The sequence below is a fragment of the Pseudovibrio japonicus genome (assembly GCF_014651595.1).
Lineage (GTDB): Bacteria > Pseudomonadota > Alphaproteobacteria > Rhizobiales > Stappiaceae > Pseudovibrio > Pseudovibrio japonicus.
This window is the reverse complement of the sequence record NZ_BMXE01000005.1, coordinates 193,659-219,246: the sequence shown is the minus strand read 5'-3', so window position 1 is coordinate 219,246 and position 25,588 is coordinate 193,659. Positions and strand designations below refer to the sequence as shown.

The following is a 25,588-nucleotide window of genomic DNA, read 5'->3' as shown; positions in this document are numbered from 1 at the left end:
ATCGCAAACGGTTCAATTCCGCTCACCCAAGCCGTGGTAAAGCACCCGCTTAATGGCGGCGATCGGCCCCCTGGCCTTATAGGTGTCTTCCGGCAAGGGCTTCCACGTCACTGTGTTCTGAAGATAGTTGGAAGGATCCGTCAAATCCAACTCACCACGTGAGGGCGAAACAACGCGATATCGCACTTGCTTCACGTTGTAGGAGTCAGTTGAGTCACCAGCATATTCTGAGTTGGCTGACTGTCCTTCCACCCACGAGAAGAAATAGGTCCGCAGCTGAACTGCCATGCTATCTGAGGAGCTCAGCTGAGCATAGTTGAGCTGAAGCCCAACAACCATAGTGACCGCAGTCGTAACCGCCCAAAGATACCAATGCTCCCGAAAATGACTGAGAATAACCGCACGCTTAAGATAAAGTTGGATGACAGCGGGAAACGCCACCAGCAGCACAAGCCACTGTGCGTCCTGTGATGCCTCAGGACCAAGAGTGAAGATATACCCTGTAAGAACCACCGTAAGCACACAGAAAACTATGCCCAAGAATAGGGCGATCTTTCCCTGCGGATTTGGTGTCGTAACAGTCATATGTGCCCTGCTTATCATCACGCACCGCATCAAACGGGTCGCAGTTTATTCTTTTGTCAGACAGGTCCACATTACAAATCGAAAAGCAAAGGTGGAAGGCTTCCAAGGTGTTGCAAATTGTCGCGAGCTTTCATTCCGCCCCAATGAGCAATAGGATTTCACTTTTTCGGTTAAACAGACATCCATATTGCAACCGACGCATATTAATTCGCCGGATATGTCGCCTTATTTTATTAAATTCATAGAACTACTTATATAGTAAAGGCTAATAGCAAGAAGACCATCAGACAAACATCTAAGCCAACTAGGCTACCTTCTTCGCCTGTATTCAGATATGTCAATATAAGTGACGCCCTCAATCCTTATCACTGCATCCGAGCCTGTGACTATCTTGGGTAAGCGGGCTGTCACCTCAAGGGAGCTTCATATTCTCTTGAGTGGGATTTCGAATACTGAGGAATTTCATGAACAACAGTAGCTCAAACAAGTCATATTTCGACAAAGGCCTCCCAAAAAACGATGCCAATTACGCTTCCTTGACACCACTCAGTTTTTTAGAGAGAGCCGCAAAAGTTTTCCCAAGCCACACAGCCATCATCCACGGCAGCATTCGCCGATCCTATAAAGAGTTTTACGAACGCTCCCTTTTACTTGCCAGCGCTCTGCAGCTGCGTGGCATTGGAAAGAATGATTGCATCTCCGTGATGCTGTCCAACACCCCTCCCATGCTAGAAGCCCATTACGGGGTACCCATGGCTGGTGCTGTGCTGCACGCCTTGAACACAAGGCTCGACGCCGCGATCATCGCCTTCCAGTTGGATCACGCAGAAAGCAAGCTGGTAATTGTTGATCGCGAGTTCTCAAAGGTTATGAGCGAAGCACTGGAACTGGCAACAGTTAAGCCAACCGTTGTGCTCTACGACGATAAGGAATTCCCGCAAACAGCGCCCCTCATTGGAGAGCTGGAGTACGAAGAGCTTATTGCCAGTGGCTCGCCACAGTTCCAGTGGCAACTGCCAGCGGATGAATGGGACGCCATCTCACTCAACTACACCTCCGGCACCACAGGCAACCCCAAGGGAGTGGTCTACCACCATCGCGGCGCCTATTTGTTGGCACAGGCCAACATCATCACCGCTGCCATGGGCAAAAAGCCGGTGTATCTCTGGACCCTGCCAATGTTCCACTGCAACGGTTGGTGTTTCCCATGGTCGCTGTCACTCGTTGCCGGAACACACGTCTGTCTCCGCCAGGTACGACAGGAGGCAATCTGGAACGCATTGGCAGATGAGAAGGTCACCCACCTCTGCGGCGCGCCGATAATCATGTCCACGCTTCTCAACACGCCAGAGGACCAGAAGCGTAAACTCCCGCACGAGGTCGAGTTTTTCACCGCCGCAGCCCCGCCACCAGAAGCCGTGCTTGCCGCAATGGCCGAAGAGGGCTTCAACGTCACACATCTATATGGCCTCACAGAAGTCTACGGCCCTGCCGTCGTCAATGAATGGCATGAGCACTGGGATACGCTGCCAATCTCCGAGCAAGCTGCACTGAAGGCAAGGCAAGGCGTCAATTACGTCGCTCTGGAGGACCTGGCTGTGCTTGATCCCGAGACCATGGAACCGGTTCCGGCAGATGGAGAAACCATCGGCGAGGTCATGTTCAAAGGCAACGTGGTGATGAAAGGGTATTTGAAGAATCCATCTGCAACGCAGGAAGCCTTCGCAGGTGGCTGGTTCCACTCAGGAGATCTCGGAGTTCAGCATGAAGATGGCTACGTCCAGCTGAAGGATCGATCCAAAGACATCATTATTTCAGGAGGTGAGAACATCTCATCTATCGAGATCGAAGAGATCCTCTACAAGCACCCGGATGTCTCTGCAGCAGCTGTGGTCGCCCGCCCCGATGAAAAATGGGGCGAAACCCCCTGCGCCTTTGTGGAGTTGAAGGAAGAAAGCCACGTGTCGGAAGAAGACATCTTAGCCTATTGCAAACAGCATCTCGCTAGCTTCAAATCACCTAAGACTGTTGTCTTCAAAGACCTTCCCAAAACCTCCACCGGCAAGATCCAGAAGTTCGTGTTGCGCGAGGAAGCAAAGGCGCTTCCGTGATTCCCAACAAAAAATGCGCCGCATTTAGCGGCGCATTCACGTAGTTCATAGAAGAGATAAGGCTACCCAGTCACTCGTAATCGCGAGATTTCGTCCTTAAGCTTCAACTTTTGCCTTTTTAGATTGCCTAGTTCAATTTCATCCATTGAAGGATGGTGCTTGGCTGATTGCAGTTGCTTCTCAAGAGTAGCATGGCGGCGTTCCAGCTCAGTCAAATGCTCACGGATGGACATAGGTTCAGATCCTCCTACATTGTCTCTGTTACAGGAAGATGATGGCACCATTTTATTCAGTTGTCGAACGATGATTAGCTGTTTTTTTGCGGCCCATACAACGCGAGATCGGTAGTTCATGAAAAACTTAATGAACTAATAAATGACCCAGTAAATTTAATGGGCTTCACATTCCACCCAAAAGAGAACTCTACTTAGTATTCAACCCTTCATATACGCTGCGTAATTTACGCGGATACACACACTTCCTGTAAAAATCGAGAGACTCATGTTCATCGTGCCGCCAGATTCGCTATACTGATAGAAGGCAAAAAATTGCGACAATGCGCCCTATCAGAATTTTTTGATAGAGGAAATTGCACACAGGCCGATGGGTGTCATGTGAGGATAAAACAATGACGGAAGACAACCTAGATCAGCAGGGCCTTCGCTCCGAGCTTGCTGAGTTGCGACAGGAGCATCGGGATCTCGATCATTCCATCGAAGCCCTCATAGAGACAAGACGCTCGGATATTCTTCAGCTCCAACGCCTGAAAAAGAAAAAGCTCATGTTGAAAGACAAAATCCAGATGCTGGAGACACAGCTGTTGCCTGACATTATTGCCTAATTTAGAGGCATGCTTCTAACCTTCGTATACTATTGGCATTTCTTGTTATAATTGGGTTGAAACATGCGGCGGTATTCCTATAATCCGCGCTTTCTTCCCAGACCTTCAGAGGTGCCAGTTTTATGAGCCGCACAGACCAGCCAGAAGTCGCCATCATCATGGGAAGCCAATCCGATTGGCCAACCATGAAAAACGCTGCAGACACGCTAGAAGCACTGGGAATCTCCTATGATGCTCGCATCGTCTCCGCGCACCGCACCCCGGACCGTCTGGTAGAGTTTTCCAAAACCGCAAAAGACAACGGCTTCAAGGTTGTTATCGCCGGTGCAGGCGGCGCCGCCCACCTTCCGGGCATGGCTGCATCCATGACTCCACTACCTGTTTTCGGTGTGCCAATTGAGTCGCGCGCCCTAAAAGGCCAAGATAGCCTGCTCTCCATCGTTCAGATGCCAGCGGGTATCCCGGTCGGAACCCTCGCTATTGGCCGCGCCGGTGCTGTCAACGCAGCCCTCATGGCAGCAGCTATTCTGGCGCTCAATAATCCGGAAATCGCTGCCAACTTGGATGATTGGCGCGACAAGCAAAGCCAGGCGATTGCAGAAAAGCCAGTCAATCCGGAAGAGTAAGAGTTTCAAAGGCGCCCAATTGCAGGCGCCTTTTTTGTTTCAACCTGCGCTAACATCTGGCCCCTAAAATATGGCCACCTAACAATCTAGGAAGTTTTCGAAATGGGTTCCACACTACGTCCTGGCGACACGATTGGTATTCTGGGTGGAGGCCAGCTTGGCCGCATGATCGCACAAGCAGCCAGCAGGATGGGCCTAAAGTGCCATATCTATTGCCCTGATGAAGACAGCCCGGCTTTTGAAGTCTCCGGCGAAAAGACTGTAGCAGCCTATGAGGATGAACAGGCCCTCACCCGATTCGCAAAGAGCGTCTCCGTGGTCACCTACGAGTTTGAAAACGTGCCCGGCGAAACAGCCCGCATTCTGGAACAGTTCGTTCCGGTTCGTCCGGGACCGCGCGCACTCAAGGTCTCTCAAGACCGTCTGGTAGAAAAAACCTTCCTGTCAGAAGAAGCCGCCACACAGGTCGCGCCATTCATCAAGGTCGATACTCAGGAAGAGCTGGAAGCCGCTCTTGAGAAGCTCGGCGGGCAAGGTGTCCTCAAGACCCGCCGGTTTGGTTATGACGGCAAAGGCCAGATAATGATCCGCACGCCGGAAGATATCAATGGCGCCATGGAGCATCTCGGCAACCAGCCAGCCATTCTGGAAGGGATCGTCCCGTTTGAAAAAGAGATCTCTGTGATTGTCGCCCGCGGCGTGGACGGCACGGTGAAGTGCTACGACCCTTCTGACAACTATCACAAAAACCAAATCCTGAAGACTTCCAGTGTACCTGCGGACATTCCGGAGGAAACCAAAGAGGAAGCCATCCAGATGGCCACACGCATTGCAGTGGCCCTCGAATATGTTGGCGTGATGGGCGTGGAACTATTCGTCGTCAAGAACGGCGATGCGACCAAGCTGAAGGTGAATGAGATCGCCCCACGCGTTCACAACTCCGGTCACTGGACAGAAGACGCATGCCCCGTTTCCCAGTTTGAGCAACATGTTCGCGCCGTTGCAGGCTGGCCACTGGGCGTCCCCACCCGCGCACATGACGTCATTATGGAGAACCTGATCGGCAGTGATGTCGACATTTGGGAAGCGGCCTTGTCCGAGCCAAACGCACGCCTCACACTCTACGGCAAGACAGAGACCCGCGAAGGGCGCAAGATGGGCCACATCAACCGCCTCTCTCCAAAGTCCTGATCTGCCCGCAAAACAAAAAAAAAACCCCGAAGACTGCATGATCTTCGGGGCTTTCATTTTTCTGTCCTTATTATCCGAGCCTGACCAACCCAAGCTGATCACGTTTCTGGAACCGGATCAGCAACAGGATGCCAGTGATGAACAAACCGCTGGCCAACCCAACCCAGATCCCTTCCGGGCCCCAGCCGAAATTAAATGCCATCACGTAGGAAAGCGGCACGCCAATAATCCAGTAGCCAATCACTGCGATCACCATTGGCATGCGCGTATCGGAAAGACCGCGCAAAACACCGCCAGCAACCACCTGAATGCCATCAACCACCATATAAACCGCAGCGATGAACACCAGCGGCACACCAAGCCGGATCACATCAGCCGCATCAGGGTTCCGGCTGTCGAGATAAAAGGCAATCAACGTGTCAGGCATCGCAACGAACAAAACTGCTCCAAGCACACCCATGATAATCGCCCAGATCAAAGCAACCCACGCTGCACGGGTGATGCCATCTGGATCCGAACGACCCGTCGCAATACCGACGCGCACGACGGCAGCACTGGAGAGGCCAAGTGGAATCATGAACGCGATACCAGAGAGCTGAACAGCAATCCCATGCGCAGCAAGCTCCAGTGTTCCGATCCACCCCATCATCAAGGCGGCAGCACCAAACAAGCCAGCTTCAGCAATGAGCATCAGGGAAATCGGCCACCCAAGGCGCAGAATCTCAAAGAAGGCAGGCCAATCCGCACGCCAGAAGCGAACAAACACCTCATACTTGCGCGACTTCTCCTCAAAGAACACATAGGCGATCAAAATCACACAGGACGCGAAAGCTGTTAAGACAGAAGCAATACCCGCACCAACAATACCCAGCTGAGGAAAGCCCCAATAGCCAAAGATCAGCGCATAATCGAGCAGCGCATTAACCACCGCGCCTACCACGGTCGCCCATAACACAATTTGCGATCGCTCAATACTGCTAAGGAAGCTGCGCAATGCTGCAACAAACAGCGATGGATACATCGACCATTGCATGACACGCAGATATTCTGCGGCAATAGTAGAAACCTCAGGGTCCTGCCCCAGCGCAAGCAAAATGCTCTCGCCGTTCCAGAGCACAAGCATCGCCAGCGTCGTGTAAATGAGTGCAACCCAAAGCCCCATCCGCGAAGCGCGGCGCACACTACGAATGTCGCCTTTACCTTCTGCTCTTGAGGCCAATGGCATAACCGCTTGCAAGAACCCAAGCCCTGCCAGCCACGTTAAGAAGAACAGCTGCAATGCCAGCACTGATGCTGCCAACTCTGTTGCGCCCAGCCACCCGATCATCAGCGCATCGGTGGCATTAATTGCCATCTGCGCCAGTTGCGCGCCGATTAATGGCAATCCCAATAGCAGCGTTGCATTAGACTCCCCCCACCATGCAGACATGCCTGTGGGTTTGGCAACGCTGGTGTATTCAACCCGCGTCATCATAAGCTCCTGAAGAAAAGGGCATGGAACCCCTCCAGAACTTGAGCCTCTCAAGAACATAAACGAAACCGCAGTCCGCAATTGACCGCTACATCTCGCTGGGAGGAAGCTTCCTATAAAAGAAACAGACCGCCACTTTCGCAAGCGGTTTGCTGCCTAGGCAAGACCGCTCAAAAAAATGTTGACTATGCTACTTCGCAAAACTCTCTGGGAATGTCCAGAGGAATAAAGCAAGGCGCCGTATCACCACCGTAAACCATTACGTGCCCGCACGGCACTTCATACCAGCCTTGGCCACCCTTCTCCAACGGCTCGGAAACAATACTCAAATTGCTGTTATGTAAGCGATAATACAAGCTCGGTACGATATTGTCGCTAGAGCAACGCACCGCGTAAAGACGCTCGCCATCAGTTAAGGCCATCACCACACGCAAGGGAGCAATGACTTTATTGCAATGCATAATCTCGAGCGTTTTCACGAGCACCTGTTGCACAGCGCCCACAGGGTCCTCAGACAGACCATGGCTCAACATGGCAAGAAACAGAGCTTCACTGTCCGTCGTCCCCTGCCGGTACCGGTAGAAGTCATCGCTGATAAGATTTTCGATCTGCCGGCGAATATCATCATACCCCCCGATCTGCCCATTATGCATAAACATCCATTTGCCAACAGCAAACGGGTGACAGTTGGGGCGGGACGTCGCCGTGCCCGTAGACGCACGCACATGAGCAAAGAACAAAGAGGACTTCACTTGCTTGGTAATGCTTAAGAGGTTTTCATCGCCCCACGCAGGCTGCGTATCACGGTAAAGGCCCGGCTCCGCTTTGTGTGCATACCACCCAATCCCGAAGCCATCCCCATTCGTGTTCACTTTGGCTTCTGCAGAATGCATGCTCTGCGCGATCAGAGAGTGGTTGGGCATAGAAACGAGCTCTTCCATAAAAATGGGAGCTCCACGGTACGCAAGCCAGCGGCACATTACTTTATTCTTTCTTCTGATCGATTACCCAAATAAGACCCTCGGAGTATGCATGATCCACCTGCACGCATAAACCCCTTGCCGAGAACAAGAACCGAGAGTTTTCTCAATAATCATCCCACGGGTTCAAAACGCGCTCTTCAACACCACCACCGATAGGGCAAAATGAAGTTACCCGACTCAGTACCGGGGCGAATGGGAGCGAACGTCGTTTGAAGCAAGTTTCACTCAAATTTCCACCTAGATTTCCACCGTTCAGAAAAGCTCTTACGACTTTTTTCCGCATAAAAGGAGAGCACCCCACCAATGCAACTAAAGATTGCATATGGTCGCAACAGGTCAGATACCTAAGTCATAGCGAATTTTGAAAGTAATTTTTACTTATCTTTTACTTTAGTGAAGAGTGCCTCGGCAGGCCGATTTGAAGAATACAATCGGATGCTGCTGCGATTGCCTTGCTTATCGAGAGGTATTCCCCCCTATCCCATCTATAAATTAACATAGATTCCCAAGTAAGGAGCTAGACAGCCCACACTCAGTCTGCTAGTTACCCCGTCAAGAAGCGACGCATCAGCGGCGACGGTGTTCTTGTAGCCCGTAGACATTCGCTAAGTATCGCTATCAATCATTTCATCTATGTCGTTCTGAGGATGCTATCCGGAACGCTCGAAGGTAAGGATAAACGCGTGCAGGTTCTCGTTCGCGATAATAACGTCGATCAGGCGCTGAAAGCGCTTAAGAAAAAGATGCAGCGTGAAGGCATCTTCCGTGAAATGAAGCTTCGTGGCCACTACGAAAAGCCATCTGAAAAGAAGGCTCGCGAAAAGGCTGAAGCTATCCGCCGCACTCGCAAGCTGGCTCGTAAGCGCGCACAGCGTGAAGGCCTGCTGGTCGGCAAAGGTCGTCGTTAATTCGGCCATATCCGGGACTGCGCACAGCTAAGGTTCAGCGATGCCTGAAACAGGCCTGCGCTTCTTCTGGAATTAGAATTTAAAACGGACCATCCGGCACCCCGGTTGGTCCGTTTGTTGTTTCTGCTGGTTCATTCGACCTTTTTTTGCCACACTAAGATGTAGGCTACTGTGTTATTGCAAGGACACTTCAAGAATGGGGCACATTCTCGTGAACATTAAACTGGCTAAAGGCGCCTGCGTGTGCCTGCTCGCCTTAGGCGTCGCAGCATGCCAATCCAACTCATCCAGCCTTGTTTATCAGAATGTACCTATCGACAAAGCTGTTGGCTCATCCTCCAACATCGATAGTCTGAGTGCTGTGATCGAAACCAATCCTGTCGATGCGGACGCTTATAACAAACGTGGTATCGCCTACGCAAAAGCCGGACGCCTTGATCAGGCAATCGAAGACTTCAACAAGTCTCTACGGCTACGGCCCAGTTCCTATCAAGCTTATGCAAACCGTGCGCTCGTAGAGCGCCGCAAAGGCAATACCTCTCAGGCCATACAGGACTACAGCAAAGCACTGTCCATTAAAGCTGACTACGTGAAGGCTCTCAACGGTCGCGGGAACACCTATCGTTCAATTGGTCAGAACACGGCAGCCCTGCGCGATTACAACGAAGTCATCCGCCTGAACTCCGGTGACGCACAGGCCTACCACAACCGCGGACTCATCTATCAGGCACAGGGCATGCAGGAAGCGGCGTTGAATGACTTTTCCGCAGCAGTCGGCCTGAACTCTCGCGCCTACTCACCTTTGATCGCGCGCGGAGCAACCTATCTTTCTCTCGGAGATGCAAAGTCCGCTCTAAAGGATTTCAACGCGGCAATCGCACTGAACGGCCAATCCGCATCCGCCTGGGCAAACCGTGGTCGTGCAGAAGAAGCTCTCGGCCAGGTCACCGAAGCACGCCAGTCTTACAGCAGAGCTCTGCAGATTTCTGCGACGAACCAGACCGCACGGGACGGCTTCAAACGTTTGGCTGTAACAACGGGTGTGCCACAAGCTTAAGCCAGCCCCCATTCAGTCTCCAAAGGCCGGTTTACCGGCCTTTTTATTGCTCATCTTTTGCAGCGCCAGACAGCATCCAGTTAATCTCATCACGCCAATCTATCATCCGGATGGGCGTTCCGTGAGAGCCAGTCTCGAACAACCGAAAGCGCACCGGATAGCCTTTCTTTCTCGAAATGACCGCCTGAAACAACTGGTATTGCTTCTCCCAGCTGTAAACCCGATCAGCACTTCCATGCCCAAACACGATCGGCACACCTGATCTGACCGCTTCACTGGTCAATAGTCGCCGATCCGTTGCACCTCCCAGAATAAACAGGCCGCTCAGCGGACCTGCAACACCTGCATCATCCGCAAGCGCATAACAAACCTGCGAGCCCATCGAACCACAGGCAACAATCACCTTGGCCCGCGGCGCTTCCTGCCGGTATTGCGCAACCAACTCGCGGATTTCCTGCGTACCCCTTGGGCTTTCAAGCTTCACATCCGGAGACAGATAGACCCCTTGATTCCGCACCATAAGGTTTTTGAGGCGATTGAAGTTCCCCCCAAACGTCCAGTCCGCATTACCCTGCTTTCGGTTCCCTCCCTTGCCATGCAGATAAACTAACAGCAGTCTCGTATCCCCATCAGGTATCCCAACACGGATATGCTTGCGTTTGCTACCCGCAAGCACTGCAGAGCGTTCTCGCACATACCAGGAAGGCCTGCTTGAAACATAACGCCCGTCAACCCGCCGCTCAGGCACCTCATCACGGTCCCTTAAATCCCGCTGGATCTGATAATCAAGCCGCAAGAAAGCCCCATCCATCGCCTGTTCGAGCACACGCGGGTAGGCAAACAGCTCATCCTTGAATGGCTTCAACTCAAAACCAGCCGCATGGGGCAGCCATTCGAGCCCAGCAAGAAAGCTGACCATCACACACCAGAGAACCCCGAAATAGCGTTGCATGAGGCACCTCCCCTTCAGGAAACTCATTAGGGGTTCAGGTAGTCATACATGACCCTGCCATAAGGTAGCGTAAGATCCGTGATGAAATGAACCCCGCCAAGTGATTTGAGCATCGGCAATTCAGCAACCGGAGCATTTGCATGGTGGAACAATTGCAAGCTTGCAGGGCCGGACCAGGCCCCCTTCACCGTGACATCGGAAACCTCATAGGCAACCAGTTGTGCAATCGCCAGAGAACCATCCACATCAGGGATCAGCTTCAGGTTCACTTGGGTTTTCTGCAGCTTTTTGAGAACAGCATCGGGATGGCATTGTGTCCCATGCTCAACATCATACAGGAGATGCTGATACTTATAGCCCATGGTCGCGATGGCGATCGTCACCCCGTCAAACTCCAGGTGCCCCGTCAACGTCGCTCCCTTCACGCTCAACTTTGGATGACCGAGTTTCTTCGGAAACCCCCAGATCTCTCGCCCACCAAAGATCGGAGGCGCATCATCAAGAAACATCTGCTGAGTGAAGTTAACTGGTTTGTCGTGATACTTGGCGGGAATCACAATACCGGATTCGGTGTAATCCCCAAAGCCAGCGGAGTCCGGCATCCGGATCACCTCAAACATCACCGTATTGGACCCATCCGGCTCCAAAGGTTCGGGCAATGCTGCGCGAATGGCGTCAGGATCACTTTCATAGGAGACCACCAAAAACTCGCGGTCTATATACCTGTATGGCCCTTTAGGGTAAGCAGGTGAAGCAATCGGCATAGAAGCCTTATCGAGTATATCGGCAATTTTCATGGACCACCTCGATCATGAAAGGGCGTAAGGCGCTGCCAATCACCTGCCAGCGCGCTCTCACCATAAGCACCGATATTTTGAATGTTGCTCCTTGGGTTTTCGGGTGGCACTTTCAGAGTTCACCCCAAACACATTTTTAATCAGCTGGTTACGTCAATTTCTGCAAAAGTTGCCAAGGGCGCTTTTTCGCGGATAACCCAGTTCATAGCTCCAAGCTCAGTTTTCAGCATGGGATGAACCAGCCCCAGCACACGCAGCGCATTTGTACCAGTCTCCGAACGGGCATGACTGATCCGGCCAGCAATATCAAGCATGGTCGCAGATTGCTGCGCGTCCCAACCAATTCTGTCTCCTGCAACAAAGGCAACCTTGCGACCGGTACGCGTCGTACCAACTGGAACGCCATCAACAAGCTCTACAGAAACAAGACGCTCACTATCAATGTGATAATCAGCAATCATCATCAGGCCCAGAAGATAATAGTAACCAGCGTCCTGCGAAACGCCTTTGCGACTAACCTGATCAACCAGCGCACTTCGACCCTGAACACCCTTCAGCGCTTTAAGACTTGCAACAAACACAATCTTCTCACCACGCGTCATAGAAGTCGCACTCAGGAAGGCTTGTGTCGCGGGCTGGGGGATAGCCATCTCACTAAGCATCTCGCGCATGGTTTCATCCGCGACCGTAGGACTGGCCTTGAGCGATTCACTAAAATTGGTTGTCGTCACGACACCGTAAACGGCAGTCCCGACACCACCGGGAATAAAGATGGTGGCAAGGTTAGTCAAACGGTTGGATGTTGCATAGGCCCAGGCAGCTTCATCAAGCGCATCTGATAGGGGAGGAAACGTTGTGTAAGGGTCCACGTTCGCTGCAACTGCAATGTACCGACGTGCTTTATCTCGCCCCACCACTGCAGCAGCAATACTTTTGACCGTAGATGGCTCTTGCGGGTCGCCTTGCGAACGAGCAGTCGTACCAGCCTTGCCGTTGATTGCATTCACAGTCCCATTATACAACAAGCCAACACCATCAACTGTTGAGCTCAAGGTTTGCTTCGGAGCTGTCACCAGATTGCCAAGAAACCTTAAAGGTTTGGCAACCGCCGTTACGACGCCCTCACCCGCCTGAGAAACCGTATCCAGCTTCTCGATGTTCTCAACCGCATAAAGCTCATTGATGCGCTTCTTCAAAGTCGCTGTTCCGTGCACTTTGTAGGTTTTGCCTTGAACTTTGAGATTATAAACGAGTAACGTCCCGTCGCGCAAAACCGGAGGTACAATCTCGTAATTGTCGCCACGCACTGTGAGACCCTCGTCCCTCAGAACCTGAGAGAACCCCGGATCAGGTGCAGCGGAATGCGAAGGCGATGACACAATTGCAACCACAATGAAGATTGCAAGTAGCAACGAACAGCGCAGAAGAACGCGAACAGTTTGCGCAGTAGACATAAGATACCCGAACTCATAACAACTTTACTAAAAACCTTATCCTTCAATAATGATCGGAAAAGGGCAGCGCTTCTGGCAGATTTCGGGGTTGAAATGAAAAATCGCAGAAACACACGGTTCCTGCGATCCTCAAAAAACTTCTAAAACCCGGAGGTTTCTTAGACTGTCAGTACAATTGTCACCACGCCCGCAAGCAGGAAGACGATCCCTGGCACAACGTGGGACCTATCGCCAGATGCCATTCCAACACCTGCTGCAATCACAGTTGCGACTGTGGTGATGCTTGCCCATACCGTCCCGGCAGTGCCACCAAATCCAACCATTGCAATAGCGAGTACAAATGTGAGAGCTGCAAGAATTCCAACTTTTGAGAAGTTGATGAAGTTCTTGTAGGTCTTCTCGTGTTCCTTATAATCCATAACAGACGCACTCCCGTCAGCCATGTTTCCCCCTCGAAACAAGTAGTTTTCCTGATATCAGTCTTTAACACCACATTGTCGGGTGACGCAACTTCCCTAAAGAACCACCTCGGAAATAACCTCGGCTTCGGGGATAATTCCAACTGGGAGAGTAAGTGCCTCAGCGCTCATCAGTCAATCCGCACAGGTCCAACTGATGCTTTTGATGGGCCGTCAGGGCATCCTGCCCAAAACCATCAATCTGCTCGTTAAACAGACGGTGGAAATTAAGTTCGGCCCTCAAATGGAGGAACACAGACCCCAGCCCAATAGCCGCTCGGTCCATAAAGACAAAGTAACGAGGGATCTTCACCGGCCCCAGCTCTTTGAGAGACTGATGCACCCGGAACGCCTCGTTTCGCCCATAAGTCGCAGGCGAAACACCATCGGCAATGGAGCGGACCCGGTCACTCAGCAGTGGCCCAAAAATGAAGTTGGCCCAAATATTTAGCGTCTCGATGAGCTCATTTGTCAGCCCGTTGAAACCCCATGTCTCATAAGCCGCCACAACGCGTTCTGGATGGTCATCAAGCAAGCCATAGTACAGATCCACGACCCCCTGAACAAAATCAGGCGGAAAGATGCGCACACAGCCATAGTCCAGCAGGTTGACACCCACAGGCTCTGTCCCGTCCTCAAAGATCGTGTAGTTCCCCAGATGCGGGTCACCATGGATCACACCATATTGCGCAAACGGATGCCACCACGCCTTGAACATAACCTGCGCGATCTTGTTGCGTGCCTCCAGCTTCTCCTGCCGATAGGCTAAAAGCGGACGACCTTCCAACCAAGACATGGAAAGCAGTCGACGCGTTGACAGATCTTCAAACACATCCGGAACCCGAATCTGCTCATCCGCAGCAAACACATTGGCGTAAAGTCTGGAATGCCGCGCTTCCCTGCGATAATCCAGCTCTTCGCGCAGCCGATCGGCAATCTCTTTCTCAATTTCAGAAGTTTCAATTGCAGGCCGGAACCGCCGATGCAAAGCAAGCAGCATGTTAAACTGGTTCAGATCTGCCTCAACCGCACTGTCCATATCCGGGTACTGCAATTTACAGGCAAGCAGAGCCCCTTCCAGATCCATAGCCTTATGCACCTGACCAAGAGAAGCTGCGGCAGCCGGTTCCTTCTCGAACCGGTCAAACTTGTCTTGCCAACCCGGCCCAAGCTCGGCACGCATGCGTCGCTTAACAAACGCCCAGCCCATCGGCGGCGCATTCGCCTGCAAGCTCGCCAACTCAGTCGCATATTCAGGTGGAACGGCGTCCGGTATGGTCGAGAGCAGTTGTGCCACCTTCATCAGTGGCCCTTTTAGCTCGCCGAGAGTTTCTGCAATAGCAGTCGCATTCTTGGTCGGGTCCTGCTCCCACCCAAGCAACTTCCCAGCGGCAAGCTTGGCTGCAATACCGCTCATATTACCACCAACCTTGGCATAGCGGCCAATGCGAGCGGTCATCCGATTTGCTTCATGGTCACGAGAAGAAGGCATATAGGGTTCCTGCGTCTCATCCTCTTATTGCAATATATAGTGCACTGCAAAACTAACAGAAAACGCAGATAACCCAAGGGAAGTTTTAAGAATTACCTAATCACATCTTTGTGCCCATGGTTTCAACTCTCTCCGCAAACTCCAACTCAAACCGACTTTCAACAGAGCTTCCATGGGAGCTAGCAAAACTCCCTGTGCCTAGAATACCCTTGAAATCTCCAGTTCCTGAACCGGGAACAACGCGCACCGAGGAACGAACAACTTCCTCATCAAACACCCCGGTTTCCTCGATAATAAAGGTACCTTCACGCATGTCATGATGACCCGAAACTCGCGTATATCCAGTGTAGTTGCCCTGCTTCTCGGTCACATAATAAAGCAAATATAACGTGTTCACTTGGCCGGCAATATCTCCCTCAAGAGGGCCACACGCCCGTACAGACGACACCTTTCCTGTTTGAGAGAGTACCTCAACAACCTCTTCCTTCCACTCTTGAAGATTAAATGTGCATACCACCTTCACCATCGTCAGCTCCTTGTTCGAAAGAACAAAGCATCTACTACGAGAGCACAGTGAGGGCTTGTAAAAGCGCGTCAGCTACGATCTTTTATTCCTATGCCAGATCAGATTGACTCTCCAAACCAGATTAGCGGCCTACTGAACCAGCACAGCAGCCTTCAACACTTCAAGCTGGACAGGTTTCTTCCGGCAGAACCTTTACAGCCAGCAATCGAATTTTATTGGCTAATCACTTGGGATTTAGAGGATAAACCACCTTACGAACAGGCCAACCTGCCCCACCCATCCCAGCACATCGTCATCGACACCTCTCAGAGCACAGGTGTTTTTGGTATCAATACGGGAGTATTCTACTACACCCTTCAGGAAACTGGCCGTGTGTTTGGCATTAAATTTCGTCCAGGCGCCTTTGCGGATTTCTTCCGATACAATCCATCCCGGCTCCTCAACACCCACACTGTTATCGAGCCGTTTCTGAGACAGTCTGAGAACCATCTGGTTTCTCAGTTGAGGTCTGCTGAAGATCCCAAAACCTTCGCCAATCACATAGATAAGGTCCTGATCTCACGTCAGAAGCCCCTGACCACCAAGGCCCAAGATGCCCGCGCGCTTGTCGAGCTCATCGCCAAATCAGAAGAGATCAACAACCTGACAGATCTATCCAATACCTCCGGCATTCAACCCAGAACGATCCAGCGCCTGTTCCAGAGCCATGTCGGCGTTAATCCTAAATGGGTAATTGAGCGTTACCGCATGTTGGCCGCAGTCGACAAGATCAATACCGGACAAGACCTTCGCCTGACCGATCTCGCCCAATCCCTCGGTTACTTCGACCACGCCCACTTCGGCAAAGCGTTCAAAAAACTGACCGGACACGCCCCGAGTTACTATCTGTCAGAGCCCGCAGACACCTGAACCGGCTCGCTCCTAATCATATCCAGCGCATCCGTGATGGCGAATACAAGGGTCTTGATACCCTTGTTATCCAGCTGTTTTTCATAAAGATAGAAGAGTTAGCCAAGCTCTTTCATGAAATGAGCAAACGAGATGATCCCCTCTGGCCACGGCCCTTGCCCGCTGTCAGAGTTGATATGCCCCGTCTCACCAGCATCCTGTAAACGCACATTCCAAAGCTTTGCAAGCTGTTCGGCACGCTCAAATGTGCAATAGGGATCATTGCGGCTTGCAACAAGCTTTGCATGGAACGGCAACGGGGATGTCGGAAGCGGCCCAAACCCTTGCAATTCCGAGGGCACACGAGAGCTGTCATCGACATCTGCGGGTGCAACCAGATAAGCACCCTTCACCCAATTTTTGATACGGGGCGCAGCATGAACCACCGTGGCAACACCAGCAGAATGCGCAACAAGCACCACCGGGCGCGTCGCTTCCTCCACGGCTTTCACAACAGTGTTGACCCATTCCTCAAGGTTGGGTTTGCTCCAATCACTCTGCTCAATACGCCGACCAGTGGAGAATTTTGCCTGCCAGCGGCTCTGCCAGTGGTTTGCATCGGAGCCAAACAGGCCGGGGACAATCAGAATGTCCGCCTCAGAAATCTTCATAGGGTTCCTCAATACGTGGTCGTGCTAAAAACTCTGGCAGCTTAATAGGACGAAAATACCCGGTTTTCAAAGCGCCAGCCCAATCTCCGCGTTGATTACGCGCAGCTTTTCTACTGGCATGGTCCCAATCGTAGTTCACCGTCCGCTCTTCAAAGGACCACCGCGTCCCAACCCGCGTCACAATTGTGTAGCGTGCGTGGGGACTTCCCACCTGCATCACATGTGTATGTGGCTTGTCGTCCTCATATGCTGGCAACCCGACACTGCCCGCATTCATCACAATCTGCCCGGTGGTTTCAACCCAAATCACCCGTGGGATATGCGTGTGCCCACACACAATCAGCGGTGAGGTCACATCTCCAATGTGCTTCTGCACATGTTCCGGCGATGCGATTTTCGTGTGATCCTTGCAAACCTCCTCGGTGAGATAAACATCATCCGCCATCGGCGTTCCATGACACAGGAACACATTCTCCACGTGCTCCATTTGCATCGGCAACTGTTTCAGCCACGCTTTGGACTCATCGGAGAGCACGGAATAGGCATAAGCATCGCTTGGTCCCATTTCCGACTGCCCATGGTCCACCAGATGCCGGTCGTGATTGCCTCGCACTGTGTGCCAATTCTCTGCGATCAAGTATTGTGCCGTTTCTTCAGGCCACAACGGCCCGGAAACGCAATCACCCAGATTAAAAATTAGATCCGGCGACTTGCGCTTGATGTCGCGATGAACAGCTTCCAACGCTGGCAGGTTGCCGTGAATGTCTGAGATAACCGCAATTCTCATAGCAAGGACTCCTGATCGGCGTACGCCCCATTAAAACAGAAGCGACCGTGTTGTCAGCGAGGTTCGCCCAGCAGTGTCAAAACATTGCCAAACGGATCATGAAAATGTGCAAGAACTCCGCCCCACACCTGTTTTTCAGGGGGACTGGAGAAGGCAACGCCCTTCTCACAAAGGCGTTCATAGGTATCGACAATATCATCGACCTGAAGTGAGGCACCGAGAAATCGGCCTACATACTCCCGGTCTTCTTCGTTATGCGCTTGCTCAACAATAAGTTCAGCGTTGTCAAGCTTGGCACCAAATGCGCCAAGCTCAGGCATTTCCCAGCTGAGTGGAAGACCAAGCGTTTCAGCATAAAACTCCTTGGCCTTTCCGATGTCACTTACAAAAATCCGTAGACCATAAAGCTTCATCTTCCTCTCCACTCGTGTGTATTGGGCGACTTAGGCCTCGCCAAAAACCCTCTTGAAGATCACATCAACATTCTTGGTGTGATAGCCAAGGTCAAAGCGCTCGCGGATCTGCTCTTCAGACAGGTACTTACGGACATCTTCATCCTTCAGAAGCTCAGTGAGGAAGTCCACCTTCGCATCTCCGGAAACCTGATAGCTGTCCCAAACCTTCATCGCATTACGCTGGACCAGACGGTAGCTGTCTTCACGAGACGCACCAGCCTGTGTCAGTGCCAGCAAGATACGCTGGGAGTGCACCAAACCGCCGAGACGATCCATGTTACCCATCATACGCTCTGGGTAAACCACCAGATTTTCCATCACATTGGTCAAACGAGCCAGCGCAAAGTCCAGCGTCACAGTCGCATCAGGACCAATCATACGTTCAACGGAAGAGTGCGAGATATCGCGCTCATGCCACAGCGCAACGTTTTCCATCGCAGGCATCGCGTAGGAGCGCACCATACGCGCCAGACCGGTCAGGTTTTCGGTGAGTACTGGGTTGCGCTTATGCGGCATTGCAGAAGAACCCTTCTGGCCTTTGGAGAAGAACTCCTCAGCTTCCAGAACCTCGGTACGCTGCAAATGACGAACTTCTGTAGAAAGGCGCTCGATAGAAGAAGCAATCACACCCAAAACCGCGAAGAACATGGCATGACGGTCACGCGGAATAACCTGAGTGGACACAGGCTCAGCACCCAGACCCAGCTTCTCAGCAACGTGTTCTTCAACCCGCGGGTCAATGTTTGCAAAGGTACCAACAGCGCCGGAAATCGCACATGTCGCGATCTCTTCACGTGCCAATTCAAGACGCTTCTTGCAGCGATCGAACTCAGCATACGCCTGCGCCATTTTCAGACCGAAGGTCACTGGCTCTGCGTGAATGCCGTGGGAACGGCCGATGGTCACTGTGTCTTTATGCTCAAAAGCACGACGCTTCAGCGCAGCCAACAGCTTGTCCATATCAGCCAGCAGAAGATCTGCAGCACGAACCAGCTGAACGTTGAAACACGTGTCCAGAACATCAGAAGAGGTCATGCCCTGGTGCACAAAACGCGCATCCGGACCAACGATCTCAGCCAGATGGGTGAGGAACGCGATCACATCGTGCTTTGTTTCACGCTCGATCTCATCAATGCGAGAGATATCGAAGGTCGCAGGACCGCCCTTCTCCCAGATCTTCGCAGCAGACTCTTTCGGGATCACACCCAACTCTGCCAATGCATCACAGGCATGAGCTTCAATCTCAAACCAGATGCGGAATTTCGTTTCAGGAGACCAAATAGCGACCATGTCAGGACGCGAATAGCGCGGGATCATGCCAGTCCTCGTATGCGTTACAATTCTGTCGCAGCATGTAGCAGGACAGGCCCTCCAGAACAATGCCAGAAAGCCCCAGAAATACCGAAAAAACGCGTTTTTTTGGAGAATTTAGCGTCGCTATGTACGCGATGAATTTTTCTTCATTACCCGAAAAAAACATCTTCTATTTTCAATTAAATCATCACAATAAAACACGAGCCAATAGCGATACAAGATCTGTCCAACTTGAGCGCAGCAAAACTTGCTTTATGCTGTCTCTGGGATGTTTCACTGTGATTCTTAAGGGGGAAGTCACATGCAACTGGGCGCATTTTCAATCAGCTTGGCGGTCAAAGACATCAAAGCTTCAATCGCGTTCTACCAAAAGCTCGGCTTCACGTGCGATCCAGCCTGTGACGGCGCAGCTGGCTGGGCCATCATGAAGAACGATGTGACAGTCATCGGTCTGTTTCAGGGAATGTTCGAGAAAAACACGCTCACATTCAACCCGGGCTGGGATCAGCAAGCACAAGCCCTCAATGACTTCACCGATGTGAGGGACCTCCAAAAACGTTTGAAAGCCGATGGCATCGAGGTTCACGGACCAGAAGCAGATGAAACCACATCAGGCCCAGCAAGCTTCACGGTAATCGATCCAGATGGAAATCCAATTCTGATAGACCAACACCGCTGACTATTTGTTAACGCGCAGGATAAGTGACGGTTCCAGATCTCCGCGTGCATCCGGAATGTAGCTGACACCAGCAACGTCAATAGACTTCTTGCCGTCGGAGGCTGATACTGCTTCACCGAGCCAACTGGTTCGGGTCACGCCTCCAGATACATTGATACTCCTTGAGTAGCTGTCTGCATCCCTTTTGTAGGTCTGAAAGACGTACTTCTTAACGTTTTCATCGAAAAACTTAGCAGAGCTGTACTGAACATTTACTGCATATGAGCAAGCTGGAGAGGCCTCTGTCGCATCTGCCGACTGAAAATCTCCAGTAATCAAAACACCGCCATCACTTCCAGAGCGGTAAACCTTTGCATTCTCTAGATTGAAACGACGACTTTCTCCGATTGGCATAAACGGGAGCTCAGCCCCTGCAGATGAAGGGACCAGCTGCCATCCCTCCGCCATGAGGAAACTCTCACGCTCTTCTGGCTTCAATAGAATGCAAGCTTTTTCAAACAACTCCCAGTTCTGCAAATCAGCATCAGATATCATTTCTTCTGTCTCAGCGCCTGTTCCGCAAGCGCTAAGAGTAAAGACTCCGATCAAAAATAGTATCCTGTAGGTCCCCATACAGCCTCCTCAAAGACCAAATTGCTTGTTTCATTTCAATTCACATCGCGTATCTGTTCCCTTCAAGAAACCCAGATTCTTCACAGTACAATTAATTGGAACTTTACGAGCGACCTCAACGGTCAACACATCCGCTCGTGGGCCGAAGGCCTGCCTTAAACCTGCTTCAACAGTGCGTTTTATCCCAGCAGCGCTACGTCGGTTCTCCCACCCATAAGGGATAACAGTCACTGCTCCCGGCTTGAAATCTCCTACAAATGTGGAGTTACCGAACCTAAGAATTCGCCGTGGTTGAGCAATTTCAGATTCTCCATGGACAAATGCATACTCACCAGTGCGCGTAGCCTCTGCATAAGAGATCAAGAAGTATTCATCGTTATTCTTGAAAATAGTCCGATAAGACCCAAGCAAACCATCAAATACCTTGAAATTCAGTCTATTGATATCATTCTTGTCTTCGTGCCTGCAGTCTTGGAACACACCCGAGGCCTGGACCCTACAAAACACCGCAGCCATATCTCCACCGACACTATCATACGGCCAAACCAGATAATTCTTGGTCGCATCAATCGGGAATTTATCTAGGGTTGATTGAAAGATGATAGGCTTATGCGCCCCACACGAGCTCACAAATAACGCTACTGCAAGCATTACCAACCATTTGCGCATGAGCTGCCCCTAACCTCATCAGTATACCCCAACTCTAAAACGAAACGTCTGCGCTCGCGCCTCTAACTTCTTATTGGAAATGTAAGTTTGCTTGGGAAAAGTCATAGATCCGGGATACCAACAAAAAAGGCGAGAGCACGAAGCTCCCGCCTTGAAAAACTCAAGCTGCGTATAACTTACGCCTTGTCCATCTCTTCAAGCTCATCAATAAAGCGCTCGATTACTGCCAGACCTTTCTGCCAGAAGGCAGGGTCTGTTGCGTCTAGGCCGAATGGAGCCAGCAGTTCGCTGTGGTGTTTGGTGCCGCCTGCTTTCAGAAGGTCAAAGTACTTCTGCTGGAAGCCTTCCTCCGCTTCCTCGTAAACCGCATAGAGCGAGTTTACCAGACAATCACCAAAGGCATAGGCGTAGACATAGAACGGGGAATGGATGAAGTGCGGAATATAGGTCCAGAAATTCTCATAACCACCCTCCAGATCAATCGCATCACCAAGGCTTTCTTCCTGAATACCCATCCAGATTGCGGAGATCTGCTCAGCAGTCAGCTCACCTTCCTTACGCAGTTCATGCAACTGACGCTCGAAAGTGTAAAACGCAATCTGACGCACAACTGTGTTCAGCATGTCTTCCACTTTGGCAGCCAGCATAATCTGGCGCTTTTCTGCACTCTCCGCTTTCGCCAGCAAATCCTTGAAGGTTAGCATCTCACCAAACACGGAAGCCGTCTCGGCCAACGTCAGCGGTGTTGGTGCCATCAATGCGCCATTTGGTGCGGCCAGAACCTGATGCACCCCATGGCCAAGCTCATGCGCCAGCGTCATCACATCACGAATTTTGCCTTGATAGTTGATCAGCACAAACGGATGTGCACTTGGCACAGTTGGGTGAGAAAACGCACCTGGCGACTTACCTGGACGCGCAGCGGCATCAATCCAGTTTTTGTCGAAAAACTGCTCTGCAATCTCCGAAAGCTCTGGCGAAAACTTTGAATAAGCATCCAGAACCGTGCTCTTCGCTTCAGCCCATGGAATATCGCGGGTATCCGCCTGCGGCAGTGGTGCGTTTCGGTCCCAGAACTTCATTTTCTCAACACCAAGCCACTTGGCTTTCATCGCATAGTAGCGGTGCGACAGGCGCGGATAAGCCGCTCTAACCGCATCCACGAGCGCATCAACAACTTCGCGCTCCACACGGTTGGCAAGGTGGCGGCTGTCGGCAATATCATCAAAGTTATGCCAGCGATCGTAGGTGTCTTTATCTTTCGCCAGTGTGTTGATGATCAGCGTGAAGATACTCAAGTTCTCGGCGAACGTTTTGGAGAGTGCCGCAGCAGCCTTCTCACGCATTTCACCGTCAGGACCCTGCAGCAAGTTCAGCGTTTGCTCAATGGAAAGCTCTTCACCATCAATTTCGTAGCGAGAACAGGAAATCGTTTCGTCAAACAGCCGGTTCCACGCAGCAGCACCGCTCACATGCTTTTCATGGAACAGCTGTTCAATTTCCTCACTACGTTCATGAGGCCGCTCTTTGCGCAGGTCTTCCAGCCATGGGCGGTAGTGGGCAAGCTGCTCAGAGGCAAGTGCTTGTTCCAGCACTTCATCTTCAATCTTGTTCATCTCAAGCGAGAAGAACAGCATATGCAGGCTTGCCGTCGTCAGCTTCTCCTGCACATCACCATAGAACTTCTGGCGAGCTGGATCAGTGGTGAGGTAGGTATAAGCGAGACCTGCAAATGAACCAATGCGGCCCATCAGGTCTTCAAGCTCTTCATAGCGACGAACAACCGTCGCAAGCTCATCGCCAGAACGCGCTGCAATCTCTGCAAGTTTGCCCTTGCAATCACTCTCGAACTGCTCAGCCAGATCTTTCGCCCGCGCCATATCCCGATCAATCTCCGGATCGTCAATAGAGCTATAGAAAACAGAAAGATCCCACTCCGGAAGATCACCAAGGGCAGACTCTGCCGTGGCTGCATCAGCGCTTTGATAGGCGATGGAAGAAGGAGTGACGTACTTGAGTGTCATATGAGCGTCCGATTATGGGTTGGCATTGCGCCAAAAAAAGAACCTGAAGTGCGCAAAACCAGTTCTGCAGCACACTGTTTTAATATGCGTCCAATCCTTCCACATGCAATGGTGTCTTTTTGCAAGATCCCCAAATTGAAGTGGGCAATTTGTTTACCAAATTGCGTGCAGGATGACCTGAATTGGCACACTATGCATTACTCTCCAGTCAATTTGAAGGGAATTCCATGGCGCAGCGCATTTTGATCGTCGACGATGATCCGGTCCAACGTCGCTTGCTGGAAGCCGCCGTAAAGCAGTTCGGATATCGCACCAAGAGCTGCGTTGATGGCCGCGAAGCACTGGAAATCCTGACAGGCAAGGCGCAGTCAGAAATTGACTTGGTGATCCTTGATCTAATGATGCCCTCAGTAGACGGGTTTCAGGTTCTCAAAGAAACACGCGCTGCCAAAAATGCAGTCCCTGTCATTGTTCAGACATCGAATGGCAGCATCGCAACGGTCATTGAGGCCATGCGGGCCGGAGCGCAGGACTTCGTCGTAAAGCCCTGTCGGCCAGAACGGTTGCAGGTCTCCATCACAAACCTGCTCAAGGTTGCCGCGTTGGAAGGCGAACTCATTCGCCTCCACAAACACGCTGACGGCACCCTCACCTTCAATAATATCATCACCCGATCCGAACCCATGGATCGTGTATTGCGACTGGGCGAACGAGCCGCCTCCTCCAATATTCCAATCCTGATCGAAGGCGAGTCCGGCGTTGGAAAGGAGCTTATCGCGCGCGCCATTCAAGGTTCCAGTGAACGGCGGTCCAAACCATTCGTCACCGTAAACTGCGGCGCTATTCCAGACCACTTGGTGGAATCCATTCTCTTTGGCCACGAGAAAGGCGCGTTCACCGGTGCTGTCGAAAAGCACATTGGCAAATTCCAGGAGGCCAACGGCGGCACTCTGTTCCTTGATGAAGTCGGAGAACTGCCACTTGAGGTTCAGGTCAAACTTCTCCGCGCTTTGCAGGAGGGCGAAGTGGACCCAGTCGGAGCACGCAAACCGGTAAAAGTAGACTTCCGTCTGATCTCCGCAACCAATCGACGCCTGATCGACCAGGTGAAAGACGGTAAGTTTCGCGAAGACCTCTACTACCGCCTCAATGTCTTCCCGATCTGGGTCCCTCCCCTCCGAGATCGTAGTGAGGATATCCCCGAGTTAACACGCCATTTTCTTGCGCGATTTGCTGCAGAAGAAAGCAAACCTCAAGTCACGGGCATCACTTCTGACACAATCAATATGCTTAGGAGTTATGACTGGCCTGGCAACATTCGCCAGCTTGAAAACGCAGTATTCCGCGCCGTTGTCCTGTGCGATGGTCCAAGCCTGACATGCGAAGACTTCCCGCAAATAGCTCAAGCGACTGATACGCCAATGAGTTATGTGGCAGCACCGCCTGTCGGAAATAAAGAACCGCAGACTGACGTCTATTCTTCATCCCTAGGTGTGGCGAGTAAATGGGAGGAACAGCAGGACGAGCAATTTCTTCAGGTCGAAGCCGTTTCAGCCTTCGATGCGGAACAACCTCCCTTTGGATACATGCGCTCCCTAGATGGCGAAGGTCATGTGCGCACGCTGACCAGCGTGGAGGAAGAGATGATCCGCACAGCAATCTCTCATTACGGGGGCCGTATGACCGAGGTGGCAAGGCGTTTGGGAATTGGGCGCTCAACGCTCTATCGCAAACTAAAAGAATACGGTCTGGAAGAAACGCCAGCACAAAAGGCAGCGCACTAAGGCTCAATACCTTTGGGTTCTGGTTAGCTGCACAAAAGGCTCGCTCCGATAGGCGTTGGAGCGTGCCACATGAAATCGATTAAGCACAGCAACCAACAAAAACCCGTGGGTTTAAGTTAAAATCACTAAACCTTGAATTTAAAACATTGCGCTGCCGTGCTATCTCAGACGCATTAGTGTATATGCGTAATAAATATAAGTTTGGGCAAAACAACACTCTGTGATTTCAAGGCGTTCTTCTTACGTCGTGAAA

The 25,588-nt window shown here is 51.6% G+C and carries 26 protein-coding genes; 9 read left to right on the top strand and 17 right to left on the bottom strand.

Going from position 1 to position 25,588, the window contains the following annotated elements; all coding sequences use genetic code 11:
* Positions 1-12: 12 nt before the first annotated feature.
* Positions 13-585: a hypothetical protein gene (locus IE076_RS15255; protein ID WP_189437641.1), complete on the bottom strand. Its 573-nt coding sequence runs from the start codon at positions 583-585 to the stop codon at positions 13-15.
* A gap of 464 nt (positions 586-1,049) precedes the next feature.
* Between IE076_RS15255 and IE076_RS15250 the strand changes: the two genes are divergently transcribed.
* On the top strand, positions 1,050-2,696 hold the full coding sequence (locus IE076_RS15250) for an acyl-CoA synthetase (RefSeq protein ID WP_189437640.1): 1,647 nt from the start codon (positions 1,050-1,052) through the stop codon (positions 2,694-2,696).
* A 62-nt stretch (positions 2,697-2,758) separates the two neighbouring features.
* Here IE076_RS15250 and IE076_RS15245 read toward each other — a convergent pair whose 3' ends face one another.
* A complete protein-coding gene (locus tag IE076_RS15245; protein WP_189437639.1) occupies positions 2,759-2,929 on the bottom strand; it encodes a YdcH family protein in 171 nt (56 codons plus the stop codon).
* Positions 2,930-3,324: 395 nt separating this feature from the next.
* Between IE076_RS15245 and IE076_RS15240 the strand changes: the two genes are divergently transcribed.
* From IE076_RS15240 to IE076_RS15230, 3 genes are all read left to right on the top strand, one after another.
* Positions 3,325-3,537, top strand: coding sequence for a YdcH family protein (locus IE076_RS15240; protein WP_189437638.1), 213 nt, complete (start codon positions 3,325-3,327; stop codon positions 3,535-3,537).
* 122 nt (positions 3,538-3,659) lie between these two features.
* Complete coding sequence (gene purE / locus IE076_RS15235) at positions 3,660-4,163, top strand: 5-(carboxyamino)imidazole ribonucleotide mutase (protein ID WP_189437637.1); 504 nt, start codon at positions 3,660-3,662, stop codon at positions 4,161-4,163.
* 102 nt (positions 4,164-4,265) lie between these two features.
* Positions 4,266-5,354 carry a 5-(carboxyamino)imidazole ribonucleotide synthase gene (locus IE076_RS15230; RefSeq protein ID WP_189437636.1) on the top strand — a complete coding sequence of 363 codons (1,089 nt, stop codon included), beginning with the start codon at positions 4,266-4,268 and terminating at the stop codon, positions 5,352-5,354.
* A gap of 70 nt (positions 5,355-5,424) precedes the next feature.
* On the opposite strand, the gene IE076_RS15225 is transcribed toward IE076_RS15230, so the two are convergent.
* Positions 5,425-6,825: an MATE family efflux transporter gene (locus tag IE076_RS15225; RefSeq protein WP_209009155.1), complete on the bottom strand. Its 1,401-nt coding sequence runs from the start codon at positions 6,823-6,825 to the stop codon at positions 5,425-5,427.
* A 185-nt stretch (positions 6,826-7,010) separates the two neighbouring features.
* Entirely contained in the window at positions 7,011-7,766 is a 756-nt protein-coding gene (locus IE076_RS15220) for a class II glutamine amidotransferase (protein WP_189437634.1), read from the bottom strand.
* A gap of 725 nt (positions 7,767-8,491) precedes the next feature.
* Here IE076_RS15220 and rpsU point away from each other — a divergent pair.
* Complete coding sequence (gene rpsU / locus IE076_RS15215) at positions 8,492-8,716, top strand: 30S ribosomal protein S21 (protein WP_057462062.1); 225 nt, start codon at positions 8,492-8,494, stop codon at positions 8,714-8,716.
* Between the two features lie 196 nt (positions 8,717-8,912).
* The gene (locus IE076_RS15210) at positions 8,913-9,773 is read left to right on the top strand and encodes a tetratricopeptide repeat protein (RefSeq protein WP_189437633.1); all 861 of its coding nucleotides are present in this window, start codon (positions 8,913-8,915) and stop codon (positions 9,771-9,773) included.
* Positions 9,774-9,816: 43 nt separating this feature from the next.
* On the opposite strand, the gene IE076_RS15205 is transcribed toward IE076_RS15210, so the two are convergent.
* The 6 genes from IE076_RS15205 to IE076_RS15180 form a co-directional block, all read right to left on the bottom strand.
* Positions 9,817-10,725 carry an alpha/beta hydrolase gene (locus tag IE076_RS15205; RefSeq protein WP_209009154.1) on the bottom strand — a complete coding sequence of 303 codons (909 nt, stop codon included), beginning with the start codon at positions 10,723-10,725 and terminating at the stop codon, positions 9,817-9,819.
* A gap of 26 nt (positions 10,726-10,751) precedes the next feature.
* Positions 10,752-11,522, bottom strand: a complete 771-nt coding sequence (locus tag IE076_RS15200) for an acetoacetate decarboxylase (protein ID WP_189437632.1) — start codon at positions 11,520-11,522, stop codon at positions 10,752-10,754.
* Positions 11,523-11,662: 140 nt separating this feature from the next.
* On the bottom strand, positions 11,663-12,976 hold the full coding sequence (locus IE076_RS15195; RefSeq protein WP_189437631.1) for a hypothetical protein: 1,314 nt from the start codon (positions 12,974-12,976) through the stop codon (positions 11,663-11,665).
* A 158-nt stretch (positions 12,977-13,134) separates the two neighbouring features.
* Positions 13,135-13,419, bottom strand: a complete 285-nt coding sequence (locus IE076_RS15190) for an aa3-type cytochrome c oxidase subunit IV (RefSeq protein ID WP_209009153.1) — start codon at positions 13,417-13,419, stop codon at positions 13,135-13,137.
* Positions 13,420-13,555: 136 nt separating this feature from the next.
* A complete protein-coding gene (locus IE076_RS15185) occupies positions 13,556-14,926 on the bottom strand; it encodes an ABC1 kinase family protein (protein ID WP_189437630.1) in 1,371 nt (456 codons plus the stop codon).
* A gap of 100 nt (positions 14,927-15,026) precedes the next feature.
* Positions 15,027-15,452: a DUF3224 domain-containing protein gene (locus IE076_RS15180; protein WP_189437629.1), complete on the bottom strand. Its 426-nt coding sequence runs from the start codon at positions 15,450-15,452 to the stop codon at positions 15,027-15,029.
* Positions 15,453-15,542: 90 nt separating this feature from the next.
* Between IE076_RS15180 and IE076_RS15175 the strand changes: the two genes are divergently transcribed.
* Complete coding sequence (locus tag IE076_RS15175) at positions 15,543-16,361, top strand: AraC family transcriptional regulator (protein ID WP_209009152.1); 819 nt, start codon at positions 15,543-15,545, stop codon at positions 16,359-16,361.
* Between the two features lie 98 nt (positions 16,362-16,459).
* Here the strand turns inward: IE076_RS15175 and IE076_RS15170 are convergent, their stop codons facing one another.
* Genes IE076_RS15170 through purB form a run of 4 tightly spaced genes read right to left on the bottom strand, consistent with a single transcriptional unit; the run spans position 16,460 to position 19,570 of the window.
* Complete coding sequence (locus IE076_RS15170; protein ID WP_189437628.1) at positions 16,460-17,011, bottom strand: RBBP9/YdeN family alpha/beta hydrolase; 552 nt, start codon at positions 17,009-17,011, stop codon at positions 16,460-16,462.
* Complete coding sequence (locus tag IE076_RS15165) at positions 16,998-17,798, bottom strand: metallophosphoesterase family protein (RefSeq protein ID WP_189437627.1); 801 nt, start codon at positions 17,796-17,798, stop codon at positions 16,998-17,000. The genes IE076_RS15170 and IE076_RS15165 overlap by 14 nt, the downstream gene beginning before the upstream one ends.
* 53 nt (positions 17,799-17,851) lie before the next feature.
* Positions 17,852-18,211 (bottom strand): VOC family protein, encoded by a 360-nt coding sequence (locus IE076_RS15160; RefSeq protein WP_189437626.1) that lies wholly within the window; start codon positions 18,209-18,211, stop codon positions 17,852-17,854.
* 30 nt (positions 18,212-18,241) lie between these two features.
* The gene (gene purB, locus IE076_RS15155) at positions 18,242-19,570 is read right to left on the bottom strand and encodes an adenylosuccinate lyase (protein WP_189437625.1); all 1,329 of its coding nucleotides are present in this window, start codon (positions 19,568-19,570) and stop codon (positions 18,242-18,244) included.
* A 298-nt stretch (positions 19,571-19,868) separates the two neighbouring features.
* Here purB and IE076_RS15150 point away from each other — a divergent pair, with 298 nt between their 5' ends.
* Entirely contained in the window at positions 19,869-20,246 is a 378-nt protein-coding gene (locus IE076_RS15150) for a VOC family protein (RefSeq protein ID WP_189437624.1), read from the top strand.
* On the opposite strand, the gene IE076_RS15145 is transcribed toward IE076_RS15150, so the two are convergent.
* The 3 genes from IE076_RS15145 to IE076_RS15135 form a co-directional block, all read right to left on the bottom strand.
* Positions 20,247-20,780 (bottom strand): hypothetical protein, encoded by a 534-nt coding sequence (locus IE076_RS15145; protein ID WP_189437623.1) that lies wholly within the window; start codon positions 20,778-20,780, stop codon positions 20,247-20,249.
* 108 nt (positions 20,781-20,888) lie between these two features.
* On the bottom strand, positions 20,889-21,527 hold the full coding sequence (locus tag IE076_RS15140) for a hypothetical protein (RefSeq protein WP_189437622.1): 639 nt from the start codon (positions 21,525-21,527) through the stop codon (positions 20,889-20,891).
* Positions 21,528-21,703: 176 nt separating this feature from the next.
* Positions 21,704-23,551 (bottom strand): M3 family oligoendopeptidase, encoded by a 1,848-nt coding sequence (locus tag IE076_RS15135; protein ID WP_189437621.1) that lies wholly within the window; start codon positions 23,549-23,551, stop codon positions 21,704-21,706.
* Between the two features lie 227 nt (positions 23,552-23,778).
* On the opposite strand from IE076_RS15135, the gene IE076_RS15130 reads away from it, so the two are divergent.
* Complete coding sequence (locus IE076_RS15130; protein WP_189437620.1) at positions 23,779-25,335, top strand: sigma-54-dependent transcriptional regulator; 1,557 nt, start codon at positions 23,779-23,781, stop codon at positions 25,333-25,335.
* The last annotated feature ends 253 nt before the right edge of the window (positions 25,336-25,588 follow it).

Coding starts and splice junctions, on each gene's coding strand:
- IE076_RS15255 (WP_189437641.1), bottom strand. CDS start 585: ATGACTGTTACGACACCAAATCCGCAGGGAAAGATCGCCCTATTCTTG.
- IE076_RS15250 (WP_189437640.1), top strand. CDS start 1,050: ATGAACAACAGTAGCTCAAACAAGTCATATTTCGACAAAGGCCTCCCA.
- IE076_RS15245 (WP_189437639.1), bottom strand. CDS start 2,929: ATGTCCATCCGTGAGCATTTGACTGAGCTGGAACGCCGCCATGCTACT.
- IE076_RS15240 (WP_189437638.1), top strand. CDS start 3,325: ATGACGGAAGACAACCTAGATCAGCAGGGCCTTCGCTCCGAGCTTGCT.
- purE (WP_189437637.1), top strand. CDS start 3,660: ATGAGCCGCACAGACCAGCCAGAAGTCGCCATCATCATGGGAAGCCAA.
- IE076_RS15230 (WP_189437636.1), top strand. CDS start 4,266: ATGGGTTCCACACTACGTCCTGGCGACACGATTGGTATTCTGGGTGGA.
- IE076_RS15225 (WP_209009155.1), bottom strand. CDS start 6,825: ATGACGCGGGTTGAATACACCAGCGTTGCCAAACCCACAGGCATGTCT.
- IE076_RS15220 (WP_189437634.1), bottom strand. CDS start 7,766: ATGGAAGAGCTCGTTTCTATGCCCAACCACTCTCTGATCGCGCAGAGC.
- IE076_RS15210 (WP_189437633.1), top strand. CDS start 8,913: ATGGGGCACATTCTCGTGAACATTAAACTGGCTAAAGGCGCCTGCGTG.
- IE076_RS15205 (WP_209009154.1), bottom strand. CDS start 10,725: ATGCAACGCTATTTCGGGGTTCTCTGGTGTGTGATGGTCAGCTTTCTT.
- IE076_RS15200 (WP_189437632.1), bottom strand. CDS start 11,522: ATGAAAATTGCCGATATACTCGATAAGGCTTCTATGCCGATTGCTTCA.
- IE076_RS15195 (WP_189437631.1), bottom strand. CDS start 12,976: ATGTCTACTGCGCAAACTGTTCGCGTTCTTCTGCGCTGTTCGTTGCTA.
- IE076_RS15190 (WP_209009153.1), bottom strand. CDS start 13,419: ATGGCTGACGGGAGTGCGTCTGTTATGGATTATAAGGAACACGAGAAG.
- IE076_RS15185 (WP_189437630.1), bottom strand. CDS start 14,926: ATGCCTTCTTCTCGTGACCATGAAGCAAATCGGATGACCGCTCGCATT.
- IE076_RS15180 (WP_189437629.1), bottom strand. CDS start 15,452: ATGGTGAAGGTGGTATGCACATTTAATCTTCAAGAGTGGAAGGAAGAG.
- IE076_RS15175 (WP_209009152.1), top strand. CDS start 15,543: ATGCCAGATCAGATTGACTCTCCAAACCAGATTAGCGGCCTACTGAAC.
- IE076_RS15170 (WP_189437628.1), bottom strand. CDS start 17,011: ATGAAGATTTCTGAGGCGGACATTCTGATTGTCCCCGGCCTGTTTGGC.
- IE076_RS15165 (WP_189437627.1), bottom strand. CDS start 17,798: ATGAGAATTGCGGTTATCTCAGACATTCACGGCAACCTGCCAGCGTTG.
- IE076_RS15160 (WP_189437626.1), bottom strand. CDS start 18,211: ATGAAGCTTTATGGTCTACGGATTTTTGTAAGTGACATCGGAAAGGCC.
- purB (WP_189437625.1), bottom strand. CDS start 19,570: ATGATCCCGCGCTATTCGCGTCCTGACATGGTCGCTATTTGGTCTCCT.
- IE076_RS15150 (WP_189437624.1), top strand. CDS start 19,869: ATGCAACTGGGCGCATTTTCAATCAGCTTGGCGGTCAAAGACATCAAA.
- IE076_RS15145 (WP_189437623.1), bottom strand. CDS start 20,780: ATGATATCTGATGCTGATTTGCAGAACTGGGAGTTGTTTGAAAAAGCT.
- IE076_RS15140 (WP_189437622.1), bottom strand. CDS start 21,527: ATGCGCAAATGGTTGGTAATGCTTGCAGTAGCGTTATTTGTGAGCTCG.
- IE076_RS15135 (WP_189437621.1), bottom strand. CDS start 23,551: ATGACACTCAAGTACGTCACTCCTTCTTCCATCGCCTATCAAAGCGCT.
- IE076_RS15130 (WP_189437620.1), top strand. CDS start 23,779: ATGGCGCAGCGCATTTTGATCGTCGACGATGATCCGGTCCAACGTCGC.